General features: G+C 71.5%; 13 protein-coding genes and 1 pseudogene. 5 read left to right on the top strand and 9 right to left on the bottom strand.

What is annotated here, in order from left to right; translation table 11 throughout:
- Window positions 1-18 precede the first annotated feature (18 nt).
- Window positions 19-1011: a hypothetical protein gene (locus tag AB0L53_RS00685; RefSeq protein ID WP_363988370.1), complete on the top strand. Its 993-nt coding sequence runs from the start codon at window positions 19-21 to the stop codon at window positions 1009-1011.
- 80 nt (window positions 1012-1091) lie between these two features.
- On the opposite strand, the gene AB0L53_RS00680 is transcribed toward AB0L53_RS00685, so the two are convergent.
- On the bottom strand, window positions 1092-1352 hold the full coding sequence (locus tag AB0L53_RS00680) for a zf-TFIIB domain-containing protein (protein ID WP_358432879.1): 261 nt from the start codon (window positions 1350-1352) through the stop codon (window positions 1092-1094).
- 54 nt (window positions 1353-1406) lie between these two features.
- Window positions 1407-2261, bottom strand: a complete 855-nt coding sequence (locus AB0L53_RS00675) for a phosphotransferase (protein ID WP_363988366.1) — start codon at window positions 2259-2261, stop codon at window positions 1407-1409.
- 18 nt (window positions 2262-2279) lie between these two features.
- Here AB0L53_RS00675 and AB0L53_RS00670 point away from each other — a divergent pair, with 18 nt between their 5' ends.
- Window positions 2280-3179: a TIGR03619 family F420-dependent LLM class oxidoreductase gene (locus AB0L53_RS00670; protein WP_363988363.1), complete on the top strand. Its 900-nt coding sequence runs from the start codon at window positions 2280-2282 to the stop codon at window positions 3177-3179.
- On the opposite strand, the gene AB0L53_RS00665 is transcribed toward AB0L53_RS00670, so the two are convergent.
- Complete coding sequence (locus tag AB0L53_RS00665; protein ID WP_363988360.1) at window positions 3176-3745, bottom strand: DinB family protein; 570 nt, start codon at window positions 3743-3745, stop codon at window positions 3176-3178. The two genes, AB0L53_RS00670 and AB0L53_RS00665, sit on opposite strands and share 4 nt — an antisense overlap.
- 61 nt (window positions 3746-3806) lie before the next feature.
- Here AB0L53_RS00665 and AB0L53_RS00660 point away from each other — a divergent pair.
- Both AB0L53_RS00660 and AB0L53_RS00655 read left to right on the top strand, forming a co-directional pair.
- Window positions 3807-4067 (top strand): annotated as a pseudogene (locus AB0L53_RS00660) (WYL domain-containing protein); the annotation flags it as partial.
- Between the two features lie 141 nt (window positions 4068-4208).
- The gene (locus tag AB0L53_RS00655) at window positions 4209-5546 is read left to right on the top strand and encodes a hypothetical protein (RefSeq protein WP_363988357.1); all 1338 of its coding nucleotides are present in this window, start codon (window positions 4209-4211) and stop codon (window positions 5544-5546) included.
- Between the two features lie 75 nt (window positions 5547-5621).
- Here AB0L53_RS00655 and AB0L53_RS00650 read toward each other — a convergent pair whose 3' ends face one another.
- The 3 genes from AB0L53_RS00650 to murQ all read right to left on the bottom strand — a co-directional run bounded on the left by AB0L53_RS00650 (window position 5622) and on the right by murQ (window position 8777).
- Window positions 5622-6593, bottom strand: coding sequence for an aldo/keto reductase (locus tag AB0L53_RS00650; protein ID WP_363988354.1), 972 nt, complete (start codon window positions 6591-6593; stop codon window positions 5622-5624).
- An 85-nt stretch (window positions 6594-6678) separates the two neighbouring features.
- Window positions 6679-7734 (bottom strand): serine hydrolase domain-containing protein, encoded by a 1056-nt coding sequence (locus tag AB0L53_RS00645; RefSeq protein WP_363988351.1) that lies wholly within the window; start codon window positions 7732-7734, stop codon window positions 6679-6681.
- Window positions 7735-7877: 143 nt separating this feature from the next.
- Complete coding sequence (gene murQ, locus AB0L53_RS00640; RefSeq protein ID WP_363988348.1) at window positions 7878-8777, bottom strand: N-acetylmuramic acid 6-phosphate etherase; 900 nt, start codon at window positions 8775-8777, stop codon at window positions 7878-7880.
- A 57-nt stretch (window positions 8778-8834) separates the two neighbouring features.
- On the opposite strand from murQ, the gene AB0L53_RS00635 reads away from it, so the two are divergent.
- Complete coding sequence (locus tag AB0L53_RS00635; protein ID WP_363988345.1) at window positions 8835-9944, top strand: DUF1343 domain-containing protein; 1110 nt, start codon at window positions 8835-8837, stop codon at window positions 9942-9944.
- A gap of 2 nt (window positions 9945-9946) precedes the next feature.
- On the opposite strand, the gene AB0L53_RS00630 is transcribed toward AB0L53_RS00635, so the two are convergent.
- Genes AB0L53_RS00630 through AB0L53_RS00620 form a run of 3 tightly spaced genes read right to left on the bottom strand, consistent with a single transcriptional unit; the run spans window position 9947 to window position 12872 of the window.
- Window positions 9947-10879 carry a GNAT family N-acetyltransferase gene (locus AB0L53_RS00630; protein ID WP_363988342.1) on the bottom strand — a complete coding sequence of 311 codons (933 nt, stop codon included), beginning with the start codon at window positions 10877-10879 and terminating at the stop codon, window positions 9947-9949.
- A complete protein-coding gene (locus AB0L53_RS00625; protein WP_363988340.1) occupies window positions 10876-11886 on the bottom strand; it encodes an ABC transporter ATP-binding protein in 1011 nt (336 codons plus the stop codon). The genes AB0L53_RS00630 and AB0L53_RS00625 overlap by 4 nt, the downstream gene beginning before the upstream one ends.
- A complete protein-coding gene (locus tag AB0L53_RS00620; protein ID WP_363988337.1) occupies window positions 11883-12872 on the bottom strand; it encodes an ABC transporter ATP-binding protein in 990 nt (329 codons plus the stop codon). Before AB0L53_RS00620 ends, AB0L53_RS00625 begins: the two co-directional genes overlap by 4 nt.

Genomic DNA, 12872 nt, shown 5'->3' with positions numbered 1-12872 from the left:
CCGGCGATAGTGTGGCACGTGGCTCCCCCTCGCTTGATCTGTTCCACGCTCGCGGTCGCGACCCTCACACTGGCCGCGTGCTCCGCCACGCCCCAGCGGCCGAGCGGCGGCGAGGCCAGTGTGAGCGGCGTCGGCGGCGGCACCGGCTCGATCGTCGCGAACTCCGGTCCCGCCACCCCGCAGAGCAGCGGCCCGACCGGCCCGGCCGCGCTGACCGCCGAGGCGTACAAGAGCGAGCTGGGCACCAAGCACAAGGCCATGCTCGACGCGATCAACGCCATGGCCGGCGCCCGTACCGTCAAGACGCTCAACCAGCGCGTGCAGAGCGCCCAGGAGCAACTGCTGGGCGCCGCCAACGAGCTGACCGTCATCGCGCCGCCGCAGGAGGTGCGCGCCCAGCACGACGCGTACGTGGCCAGCCTGCGCGAATTCGCCACCCAGCTCGGCACCACCGTGGGCAAGGTCCGCAGCGGCAACCTGTGCACGTCGTCGGCCGTGCTGACCGACCTGGGCGATCGGCTCGACTCGCTCGACCAGGCGGGCGAGGCGCTGCAGGGCGCCGGCGGCTATCCGGCCGACGTGGTCACCATGAAGGCCAAGGGCAAGCAGTCGAGGCGGCTCGGCAACGGCCACTATCTACGCAAGACCAGCATGTCGGGACGCAGCTCGCTGCAGATCGACAACGGCGGCACCCGCGACGCGGTCGTCACCGTCCTGAAGGGCAAGTCCACGGCGTTCAGCGTGTACGTGCGCAAGAAGGCGAAGTTCAAGGTCAGGGGCGTGCGCGACGGCAGCTACAAGATCTTCTTCACGCACGGTGTGGACTGGGACGGCAAGAGCAAGTCGTTCACCCGTGAGTGCAGTTTCGAGCGGTTCCAGAAGACGGTGAAGTTCAAGACCACGTTCACCGCGACGCAGATCCGCTGGCACGACTGGCGGGTCACGTTGCACGCCATCTCCGGCGGCAACGCCCGCACCTCCGACGTGGATCCGGAGCAGTTCCCGCACTGACGGGCCGGGGCCGCGTACTCGGAGTCGGAGTACGCGGCCCGCTGGATCGGGGGAGCAGGCCTGATCGGGCCGAGACTGGATCAGGTCGAGAACAGCATGCCCACCCAGCTGCGCTGGCCACGGTGGTGGCCGTAGTGGTGGCCGCCACCGTGGTGCTGGGGAGCACCCCACGCCGGGCCCGGCGCGGGCGGCGGAGCGGCGTGGTACTGCGACTCCATCCGGGTCAGCGTCTCGAGCTCGCCATAGTCGAGGAAGATCCCCCGGCAGTTGTCGCACTGCTCGATGTGGACGCCATTACGCTCATATGTCCGCATATTGCCGCGGCACTTCGGGCACTGCATTTCACGCTCTCCTCGGCTTGGAGTTTAGGGAAGAACCTACCGCGCGAAACACCGTCACGCTCGGACGATTCTGTTGCACGACTCGACCAACGAATGCTCCACCTCGTCCAGTTCCCGATGCTCCCGGAAGGCGTTGAGCACCGCCACGGCGGCCAGTTGCACGGTCAGCGCCCGGGCGGGAAGGTCCAGCCATTGCCACGGGTCGTCGCCCCGGCCGAGCGCGGGCCCGCCGGAGGCGAGGTAGGCGCCCAGGAACCGGTCCCAGACGGCCGGGTCGAGCAGCCCCGCGGCATACCAGGCGGCCGGTCTGGCCAGGTCCCAGGCGGGGTCGCCGACGCCCAGGTCGTCGACGTCGATGAGCAGCCAGCGGTCGCGGCAGACGAGCTGGCCCAGGTGCCAGTCGCCGTGGGTGAGCAGCCCGGGGCCCGGCTCGGGCTCGGGGAGCTCGCTGAACGCCCGGCGTACGAGCTGCTCGACGGGACCGTCGCCGGGCATCCGCCGCACCGCGCGGGCGGCCCGAGCCGGTCCTCCGGCCGCGGGCAGCGGCGGTAACAGCGTCAGGGGGACGGCGTGTAACCGGGCGAGCAGCCTGGCCCCCTCCTCCCAGGGCGCGGAGTCGGGGGCGTCCTGGGAGACCGGACGGCCCGCCGGCCACACCGTGACGGCGCGGCCCGCCACCGTCAGCACCTCGGGATCCAGCGGTGCCAGCATCAGGCCGCTCAGCGCCGCCGACGCGGCCGCGCGCAGCCTCGGCCGCAGCGACTCCACCTCGTCGCGCGCCGAGTGCGCCTTCACCACCACCTCGCCCCGGCGCAGAACCACCACGTCCGTACGTGTCGGATGGCGCACGATGTCGCCCGTGCCGCCATAAGCGCCGGCGATCCCCGCCAGCTCCTCCTCCAGAGCCACTCGTACAGACTAGAGGTCATGAGAATAGGTTTCGCCGTGCCCCAATCCGGGCCGTGGGCCACGCCGGGCAACATGCGTCGTGTCGCCGCCCGCGCCGAGGAGCTGGGATATCACGAGCTCTGGACCTTCCAGCGGGTGCTCTATCCGGTGGGGCATCCGATGGGACCGACATATCGCAGCGTGCACGACCCGCTCGTGACGCTCGCCTACCTGGCCGGGGTGACCAGCACGATCCGGCTGGGCGTGGCGATCGTCAACGCCTTCGTCCAGCCGGTGCCGCTGGCCAAGCAGCTCGCGACCCTGCAGAGCGTCTCCATGGGCAGGCTGACGGCCGGGCTCGGGCTGGGGTGGCTGCGGGAGGAGTTCGAGGCGGCGGGAGTCGGCTTCGAGCACCGGGGGCGCAGGGGCGAGGAGTTCGTCCAGGTCCTGCGCAAGGCGTGGCAGGACGAGGTGGTCGAGCACCGCGGGGAGTTCTACCAGGTGCCGCGCTCCCACATCGACCCCAAGCCGTCGCCGGTGCCGCCCATCCTGCTCGGCGGCACCGCCGACGTCGCGCTACGGCGGGCCGGGCGGCTCGCGGACGGCTGGATCAGTTCGAGCCGGGAGGACCTGTCGGCGGTCGCCGGGCGGATCGAGCTGATCAAGTCAGCGGCCGCGGAGGCGGGCCGCCGCGACGCCGACGCGCTCCGCTTCGTCTGCCGTGGCGTTACTCGCGTACGCCCGGAAGGCGCTGCGGATCGGCAGCCACTGACGGGCACCTACGAGCAGATCAGGGCGGACGTCGGCGAACTGGCGGCCCAGGGCGTCACGGAGGTCTTCCATGACCTGAACTTCGACCCGGAGATCGTCACCTGCGACGCCAAGGAGGCGATGCGCCGCGCGGAGGAGGCCCTGGAAGCCCTGGCACCTTCCGCCTAGGCGCGCGGCCGGGTGTGCAGGTGGAGGTCGCGGAGCAGGCATACCTCGGCCAGATGGTGGATCAGCTCGCGGTTGATGTGCAGCACCAGCGCGGACAGCGGATACTTGGCGTACGGTCCCTCCGCCTTCCCGCAAGGGCGGGCGAGGCCGGCTTCGCCGAGGGACTCGACCCCGGCCAGCCACGTGGCGTACTCCGCGTCGAGCTGGGCCAGCGCCGCGTCCGCGCTCGCGGCGTACTCGAACGACTGGTAATCGGTGGGCGCGCGGCCGAAGTGCGCGGCGTTGCGCATCGCGAGCACGCCGACGATCACATGCCCGAGCCGCCAGGCGATCGTCGTGAACGGTGGCGGATCGGGCATCGGCATCGCGAAGTCGATGGTCATCGCGCCGGACCCGGCCCGCACCGGTGCGTCGCCGGTGCCGCGCGGGCGCACGCTCCAGCAGCCGGGCGCGGGCTCCCAGAAGTACTCGTCGTCGGTGAGCCCGTCGAGGCGTTGGCGCACCTGATGGGTCCAGTGCCAGTCGGTCTGATCTCGGAGCAGGGTGTTCCAGGTCTGGTCGGTCATGGGTCCAGCCTGCCGCAGATAGCGGACAGGATCGTTCCGTGATCTGTGGAACGATGAGCGCGGCGGCTACCACCTCGGCGCGGGCACCCGGCTGCCGCCGCTGCTCCTCGACGACGAGGAAGCGATCGCGACGGCGGTGTCCCTGCGGATGGCGTCGGGGGGCACGGTCGCCGGGGCGGGGGAGGCGGCACTGCGGGCGCTCGCGCGGGCCTGTCGCGACGCCGTGCGGGTGCGATTCCGATGCGCCGGACGCGTCGGCGCGGAGCGCGAACGCACGGTCGAGCCGGTACGGATGGTCGCCACCGCCCGCCGCTGGTACCTGAACGACGACCGCCGGCCTCTCCTCAGGCGACCGAGCACTGCCTGGTTTGTCCGGAAAGGATCTTTCGGACAGACCGAACTGACATCATGTACCGCGGCAGGGTCGATCCAGCTAGGACACTGACAGGAGATGGTGGCGCATATGTCGCTTGGCTTCGATCTGGGGAACGGCGGTTTCTACGACGCGGGGGTGCTCCTCAGCGAAATGCGGGAGAGTATGTACTCGCTTCTCGGCATGGGAGATCACGTCGCCCTGCCGCCGCTCGCCCTCGGCGCGGCCGGGGAATGGCCGGCCCGGCACCGCTACAACAACATCTGGGACTCGTTGCGGACGGAGTTCCATACCGGCGTCCAGGTGGCGGACGACCTGAGTGATCGGGTGTTCGCATCCGAGCGGACGCTCACAGTGGCGCAGAGCTCCGCCGAACGGGCCGTGCTCGACGCGGTGGCGAAGTCCAGGGCGGCCGGCGGGAAGCCCCCCGTGGATGAGGACACCTGGGAGGAGGACCCGGACCTCTACAAGGTCTCGTCGTTCGGGGAGGAGCTCCGCGGCGCTTTCGGCATCCTCGCCAAGTCCACCGCGCCGTGGCTGGCCGGCGCGGCGGGCCTTGCGGCCGGTGCGGGTACCCGCGTCGCGGCGGGTACCCGCTGGAAGAACGAGGCCGCGGCGGAGGGCAGGCGCCGCGGCGCCAAGATCGAGGGTCTGGAGTCGAGGCTCGCCCGCCTGAGCGCGGAAGGTGACTCGATGTACAGGAGATGGCCGCAGCAGATCGCGCCTTTCCGGGAAGCGAACCCGGACGGCTGGAAGCGCGACATGGTAAGAGGCTACGCCACCACGGAGAAGGATCTGGGGAGGGCCAAGTCCGAGCTGGCGAGCTGGAGCAAGACCACCGATGCCAACCTGAAGAAGGCACAGAGGTTCAGCTGGTCCGCGGTGGCCGCCGGGCTCGCGTGGGCGGCGCTGGTCATCCCGTCCGACGAGACCCTGGACCGCGCGGTGCTCGGGTGGCGAGATCTCGCCTGGCAACTGGGGGAGATCTTCGGCCATGACACGGCGGCGGTGCGCGAGGCGGTGCTGAGCTCGTGGCAGGCGGCCTCGAGCGCGGAGGCCGATCTGCGTCTGCTGGAGTTCATCGCCGCGGGAAACGTGCTCACCGAGCGGGTCGACCGGCTCTCGAAAGCTCTCGCCACGACGGTCGAGGCGCTGAAGGTCATCCACTGGATCGCCATGGCCTTCTCCATAATGAGCGCCGTCGGGATCATGGCCTACGGCATCGCGGGAAGGCTGAATCCCCAAGCCAGACTGTTCGCCGAATTCCTCGGCTCGCGCCTGACCACCGTGATCCTCGCCATCGCCGGTCTCGCGCCCGTCGCCGCCGTGCAGGGCGCCGAATGGTACGGCGCCCGTGACATCGACGTGTCGACCAAGGTGGGCGACCGCGAGATCACCGGCTTCAAGAGCCTGCCGACCACTGCCTGAGGAAACCCGCACCGAGTGCCGGGCCGGCGGCGAGCCGCATTCAATCACCCGCGTGCTTGTAGTCCGTACGCGTGATCACTGCCATTTCATCGAGCTTCGTGTCGTCCAGTAGGTCTGGGGGTCCTCGGTCAGTATGGCCAGGCGCTCGTCCAGTTCCGTGTCCCAGCCGGCCCGCGTCGCGGTCAGGTTGCTGCCGAACTGATCCACCGAGGCGGCCCCGCTGAGCACCACGTCGGCCCACGGCTGGGCCAGGACGGCGGCCAAGGCCAGGGCGTCCGGCGTGACGTCGCGTTCCCGGGCGGCACGGGTGAGCGCGGCGGGGGCGGCGTGGGAGGTCAGGCGGCCGTTCGCCACCCCCTCCTTGACGATCACGCCCAGGCCGGACCGGTGCGCCCGGGTCAGGGCCGGGCCGGCGGATCGCTCCAGCAGGTTCCAGGTGGCCTGGACCGTGTCGAACAGGCCGATCTCGATCGCCCGGTCGATGGTGTCCGCCTGGTGCGGGCCGGTCGTGGACAGGCCGACCGAGACGCCCCCGGCGCGCAACTCGCGTAGTTCGGCCAGGATGTCCTCGTCGCCGAGCACGCCGCTCTCGACGGTGGCCGAGTGGATCTGGTAGAGCGAAAGGTGCTCTCCCAATAGCGCTCGGGTCTGGTCCAGCTGGTGGCGCAGCCGGTCGGCGGACAGTTCCTTCACCTCGTGCCGGTCGGCGTCCATCCGCCAGTCGCCGACGTAGGCGTATCCCCATTTCGACCCCACGGTCACGGCCCCGGGCGCGATGGCGCGTTCACGGAGCCAGCCGCCCAGGAACTCCTCGGCTCTGCCGTAGGAGCGGGCCACGTCGAAGTACCGTACGCCGGCCGCCAGCGCCGCATCCAGCACCGCCCAGGTCCGCGCTCGCATCGCGGCGACGCTGCGATCATCGCCGAGATCCTCCTCCCGGCCGAGCGTGATGTACGCCGGCCGGCCCAGCGCGGCCAACCCGATCCCCACCGGGGTGATCGGCAACCCGCTCCGCCCCATCGGCCGCACAGTCAGCTCATCACGCATCTCGGCGCCTCTGCTTTCCATAGTCGGTATACCGCTCGGGATGATGCCACACCAGCGCCTTGACCAGGAGCGATGGGGTCCGGTGTCAGGACGTTGCGAGCCGGAGCGCCTCTTCGGCGACCGCGTGGCGCAGGCCGCGGATGCCGTCGCGCCCCCGCACCGGGTGTACGGCGTTCGTCAGCAGTACCACGGTCAACCGGCGGGCCGGGTCGACGACCAGTGAGGTGCCGGTGAAGCCGGAATGGCCGAAGGCCGCGTCCAGCTGTCCCACGATGGCCGGGTCGCCGATCCGCACGCCGAGGCCGTGCCGGAACGCCGCGCCCTCCGCTCCCTGGTCGCGGACCATCTCGGCCACGGTCTCCGGGCGCAGCAGCGCGCCGCCGCCCAGCCGCAGTGTCTCGCCGAACGTCAGCAGGTCGTCGGCCGTCGCGAACACCCCCGCGTGCCCCGCCACGCCGCCCAGGCCGTACGCGGTCTCGTCGTGCACCTCGCCGCGCACACAGCCGGGTCCCTGACGTTCGGGCTTCCACTCGGTGGCGACGACGCGCGGGAGCGTCGCCGGGACCGGGCGGTAGCCGGTGTCGGCCAAGCCGAGAACGCCGGTGACCCGTTCGCCGACCAGCGCGTCCAGTGGCGCGCCGCCCGCCAGTTCGGCGATGCGGCCCACCATGACCATGCCCACGTCGCTGTAGAGGTACGGCCCGCCGACCGGGCCGGTGACCGGGGTGCCGACCATCGCCGCCATGCGCGCGGCCGGATCGGCGTCGGGCAGTTCGAGGTCTATGCGGCGGGTGGGCTGCAGGCCGGCCGTGTGCGTGAGCAGGCGTCGCAGGGTGACCCGGGGGTCGGCGCCCGGCAGCCAGGCCGCCACTGGCTCGTCCAGGTCCAGGCAGCCCTCCTCGGCCAGCGACAGCACCACGGCCGTGGTGAACAGCTTGCTGATCGAGGCCAGATCGAAGACCGAGTCACGGGCCGCCGCCGGTCGCTCGGCGGTCAGGGTGCCCTCCAGGTCGGCATAGCGGACGAGCTCCCCGGCGACCGCCGAAGCCGCCACCGAGCCGTCCACGGAGATCACCGCCACCGCCGCCGAGCACACACGCGGCACGCCGTCCGCCAGGATCGCGTCCAGCCGATCGGACATCGTTCAGCCTCCCGTAAGTCCGCCGGCTCGTGGGTTCACCGCGCCCACGAGCAGTTCCGGGCCGTACAGGAATCCGGTCCGTCAAGCAGTCCGGCCCGTGATACAGCCCGTCCCGTCAGTCGCTCAGCTGCTCAGCACGTCGCTCAGCTGCTCAGCGCGTCGCTGAGCCGCTCGCCGTGCGATTCCAGCAGGGCGCGGGCCCCGCCGGCGTCGAGCCCGTGCTGGATCATCAGCACCGCTATCTTCGCCTGTCCGCCCGCCGCGTCCAGCGCCTTGCCCGCCGTGTCGTTGTCGGCGCCGGTGATGTCGCGCACCATGCGGAGCGCCCGGTCCGCCAGCTTGCTGTTCATCGCCGACATTTCGATCATCTTGTTGCCGTACGTACGGCCGAGCCGGACCATGGAGATGGTGGAGATCATGTTGAGCACCAGCTTCTGAGCCGTGCCCGCCTTGAGCCGGGTGGAGCCGGTCACCACCTCGGGACCCACCACCACCTCGATCGCGTGCTCGGCGGCGGCCGACAGGGGCGCGCCGTCGTTGCACGAAAGACTGACGGTCAGCGCGTCCCGCCGGGTCGCCTCCGCCAGCGCGCCGAGCACGAAAGGCGCCCGCCCGCTGGCCGACACGCCCACCACCGAGTCGAGCGGGCCCACCTCCAGCTCCGCGAGCGAGGCGGCGCCCGCTTCGGCGTCGTCCTCCGCACCCTCGACGGAGCGGGTGAGCGCGTCCGGACCGCCCGCGATGATGCCCTGGACGAGCGACGGATCGGTGCCGAACGTCGGCGGGCACTCGGAGGCGTCGAGCACGGCCAGCCGCCCCGACGTACCGGCGCCGACGTACAGCAGCCGCCCGCCCTCCGCCATGCGCGCGGCGATCGCGTCGATGGCGGCGGAGATGACCGGGATCGCGACGGCGACCGCGGCGGGCACGGCGGCGTCGGCCTGGTTCATCAGCCGGGCGACCTGCTCTGTCGGCAGCCGGTCGATCTGGCTGTAGCGGGGATCGCTCTGTTCGGTGGGCAGCTCGGGGAGCGGATCAATCATGACGCTAATTTCCACCCTCTACTTCTCTCTTGTAAATATCTTTCAGACAATGGGTTCATGACGTACGTACGCACTGGCGCTGAACGGCTGGCCACGGATCCCACCCTGGCGGGCGGCGACCGGCTCGGCCTGATCACCAACCCCACAGGAGTCCTGCCTGATCTGACCCCCACGACGGACGCCCTGAGCACGGCCGGAGTGCCGCTGACGGCGCTGTTCGGTCCGGAGCACGGCATGCGGGGCACCGCTCAGGCGAACGGCAGCGAGTCCGACACGATCGACCCCAGAACCGGCCTGCCCGTCTTCAACACGCACAAGGTCTCCGGCGCGGCACTGGACGAGGTGGTGGCCGGCTCCGGGGTCGACACGCTGGTCTTCGACATCGCCGACGTCGGCACCCGCTTCTACACCTACATCTGGACCATGTACGACCTGATGGCCGCGGCGAGCCGGCTGGGCCTGCGGTTCGTGGTGCTGGACCGGCCCAACCCGCTCGGCGGGACCCTCGAGGAGGGACCGCTGCTCGACCCGGAGTTCGCCAGCTTCGTCGGCAGGTTCCCGCTGCCGGTACGCCACGGCAGGACCGCCGGGGAGCTGGCCACTCTGTTCGGCTTCGACCTGGACCTGCGCGTGGTCACCATGGACGGGTGGCGGCGCGGCATGACCTTCGCCGAGACCGGGCTGCCCTGGGTGATGCCGTCGGTCAACATGCCGACCGTCGAGACCGCGTACGCCTACCCGGCCACCGGGCTGTTCGAGGGCACGAACTTCTCCGAGGGACGCGGCACCACCCGGCCGTTCGAGCTGGTCGGCGCCCCGTACGTCGACGACCGGTTCGCGCCCGCGCTCAACGCGCTCGGCCTGCCCGGGGTGCGGTTCAGGGAGACCTGGTTCACGCCGACGTTCCACAAGCACGCGGGCACGACCGTGCACGGAGTCCAGCTGCACGTGCACGACCGGGAGACGTACCGGCCGGTGCTGACCGGCCTGTCGATGCTGCACGTGGCTCGCACGCTCTACCCGGGCGAGCTGGCCTGGTGGGGGCCCGAGCTGTTCATGGACCACCTGTGGGGCTCCGACACGCTCACGAGGTGCCTGGACGCCGGGGAGGACCCACGTGCCCTCTGCTCTGACCCCGTCCACCCCGAAGGACTGCTCCTCTATTGACATCACGCCAGATCGCGTCGGTAGAGCCAGAAGACGCGTTCGGCCCGCGCGCCCACGGCGTGCGAGTAGAACCGCAGCGGCCCGACCCAGCCGATCTGCGCGCTGGACAGTCCGGCGGCGCGCATCTCGGCCAGGCAGCGGCGCAGCAGCACGCCGCCCACGCCGAGCCCGCGCGCCTCGGGCGCCGTCCCCATCGGCCCGAACCACGCGGGCCGCGCCCCCCAGGCGGCGAACCCCAGGATCCGCCCGTCGCGCTCGGCGTAGTGCAGCCCGGCGGCGTTGGCGGCCTCCCAGGCCCAGTTCTCGTTCCAGTGCTCACGCACAAAGGCGGCGACCCGCTCGCGGTCCGCCGCTAGCCCCTGCTCCGTCGAGGCCGAGGCCGCGTGCACGCTCACTCCGGCCTCGGCCAGCCGTACCGGCTCCTCTTCGACGGACAGGTCCGCGCCGAGGTCGGCGGTCATGTTCCAGGCCACGTGATAGCGCTCGTAGCCGAGGCTCTCCGCCAGGCACGCCGCGGCGGTGTAGCGCACGTCGATGCCCGGCCAGGCGTAGCAGGGCGGGTTCCCGGCGAAGCGCGCCTGCGTCGCCCCCTCCGACCGCAGCCACTCCTCGGCCGCGCCGACCAGCGCCCGGCCATGCCCCCGCCCCCGCGCGTCAGGGTGTACGGCCAGCAGATCGAGGTGCCCGACGGCCGGATCCTTGGCGGACACCGAGGCCATGACGACCCCGCCGTCCATCACCAGGGCGGTCCAGCGCCGACCGGCGGGAGGACGCGCCAGCCGCTCGACCAGGGCCGCCCCTTCACCGCCGTCCAGCGTCAGCGCTGCCCGCGCCACCTCTGCGGCGGCCGCGAGGCCGGCGGCGTCGGCGTGCCGGATCACCTTCGCGGCGCCCGCGAGGTCGGCGTCGTCGGCCTGCCGGGTCACCGGGGTCACACCTCGCTCATCGGGCGCGCGATGACGCTGCGCCGCCGCGGGTAGTAGCAGGCGTGCTCCTGAGGTACGCCCTCCGTCACCTGGAGCAGCGGCCGCTCGCTCGTGCACCCGTCGCCCCGGAACGGGCACCGGGGCGCGAACAGGCACCCGCCGTCGGACTGGTCCGCGGCGAGCGGCTCCAGCGGCACCACCGGCTCCTCACCGGGCCGCTCCAGCCCGTGCAGGACGGGGATGGCGGACAGCAGCGACTGCGTGTACGGATGCACCGGGTCGGCGATGATCGTGTCCACCGGCCCGCGCTCCACGACCTGGCCGCGGTAGATCACGTACAGCTCGCCGTCGCCGCCGATGTAGCGCGCGGTGGCCACGTCGTGCGTGATGAACAGCACGCTGACGCCCAGCCGCTCGCGCAGGTCCTTCAGCAGCGCCAGGATGCCGAGCCGCAGCGACACGTCGATCATCGAGACCGCCTCGTCGGCGACGAGCATCTCGGGGTCGACGGTCAGCGCGCGGGCGATCACGACGCGCTGCCGCATGCCGCCCGAGAGCTGGTGCGGGTAGCGCGACAGGACCGTTCCGGGGTCGAGGCCGACCAGCGACAGCACCTCGGCGGCCCGCTCGTCGATCCATCCCTTGGGCCGGCCGGTCTGCCCGGCCCGCAGCGCCAGCGGCGCCTGGAGGGTCTGGTAGATCGTCCGGGTCGGGTTCAGCGCCGAGTAGGGGTCCTGGTGGATCATCTGGATCTTGCGGAAGTGCGGCTGCCGCTGCTTGACCTTCAGCGGCGACATGGGCGTCCCGTCGATCGCGATCTCGCCCGCGTCGTAGGTCTCCAGCCCGGCGATGATGCGCCCGAGCGTGGTCTTGCCGCAGCCAGACTCGCCGATGAACGACGCCGACCCGCCCTTGGCGATCGCGAAGTCCACACCGCGCAGCGCCGGGACCTCCCGCTTGCCCAGCATGTTGCCGCGCTGCTTGAACGTCTTGGTGATGCCCGTCCCGGTAATCACGAAGCGTGCTCCTTCACCGTCACCGCGTGGCAGGCCACGAACCTCGCCCCGTCCGCCACCACCGAGGGATCGACGGTGTCGCACACGTCCATCCGCAGCGCGCAGCGCTCCCTGAACACGCAGCCCTCCTTGGGCACCGTCGCCAGCGTCGGCGGCCGTCCCGGCAGCGCGCGGGCCTCGTCGATGTCGCCGACCAGCCGGGGGATCGCGTTGATCAGGCCCCTGGTGTAGGGATGGCGGGGCGCGCCCAGCACCTCCCTGGTGGGCCCCTGCTCCACCAGGCGTCCGCCGTACATGACCGCGAGCCGGTCGGCCACCTCGGCCACCACGCCGATGTCGTGCGTGATCACCAGGGTGGTCAGGCCGCGCTCGGCGTGCACCTCGCGGACGATCTTCAGGATGTTCGCCTGGGTGATCATGTCCAGCGCGGTCGTCGGCTCGTCCAGCACCACCAGGTGCGCGTTGAGCACCAGCGCCAGCATGATGCCGACCCGCTGCCGCATGCCGCCGGACAGCTCGTGCTGGTGCGAGTCCAGCACCCTGGCCCCGTCCAGGCCCATCCGGCCCAGCAGTTCCCTGGCCTCGCGGACCAGGCCGGGCAGGTCCTCGACGCCGTGCGAGCGGCCCAGGTCGAGGAGTTGCTTGCCGACCGTCTTGAGCGGGTTGAGGGAGTTCTGGGCGGCCTGGAAGACGTACCCGATGTGGGCGCCCCTGGCCTTGCGCAGCTCCTCGCCCGCGAGCCCGACCACGTCGCCGAGCCCGTCGATCTCCACGCTGCCCGCCGCGATCCTGCCCGGCGGCTGCACCGCGTTGAGCAGCGACAAGGCCAGCGTGGACTTGCCGGAGCCGGACTCGCCGACGATGCCGGTGATCGTGCCGGGCTCCAGGGTCAGGCTGATGCCGCGTACGGCGGGCAACTCGCCCGCCGGCGTCTTGTAGACGACCGTGAGGCCGTCGATGCGCACTCCCGGCGCTTGGTCCGCCAC

The organism is Nonomuraea sp. NPDC052129 (assembly GCF_040680095.1).
Classification (GTDB): Bacteria; Actinomycetota; Actinomycetes; order Streptosporangiales; family Streptosporangiaceae; genus Nonomuraea.
The sequence above is the reverse complement of the archived record's forward strand: the minus strand, read 5'-3'. Positions and strand labels throughout refer to the sequence as shown.

Coding starts and splice junctions, on each gene's coding strand:
- AB0L53_RS00655 (WP_363988357.1), top strand. CDS start 4,209: ATGTCGCTTGGCTTCGATCTGGGGAACGGCGGTTTCTACGACGCGGGG.
- AB0L53_RS00645 (WP_363988351.1), bottom strand. CDS start 7,734: ATGTCCGATCGGCTGGACGCGATCCTGGCGGACGGCGTGCCGCGTGTG.
- AB0L53_RS00670 (WP_363988363.1), top strand. CDS start 2,280: ATGAGAATAGGTTTCGCCGTGCCCCAATCCGGGCCGTGGGCCACGCCG.
- AB0L53_RS00680 (WP_358432879.1), bottom strand. CDS start 1,352: ATGCAGTGCCCGAAGTGCCGCGGCAATATGCGGACATATGAGCGTAAT.
- AB0L53_RS00635 (WP_363988345.1), top strand. CDS start 8,835: ATGACGTACGTACGCACTGGCGCTGAACGGCTGGCCACGGATCCCACC.
- AB0L53_RS00650 (WP_363988354.1), bottom strand. CDS start 6,593: ATGCGTGATGAGCTGACTGTGCGGCCGATGGGGCGGAGCGGGTTGCCG.
- murQ (WP_363988348.1), bottom strand. CDS start 8,777: ATGATTGATCCGCTCCCCGAGCTGCCCACCGAACAGAGCGATCCCCGC.
- AB0L53_RS00665 (WP_363988360.1), bottom strand. CDS start 3,745: ATGACCGACCAGACCTGGAACACCCTGCTCCGAGATCAGACCGACTGG.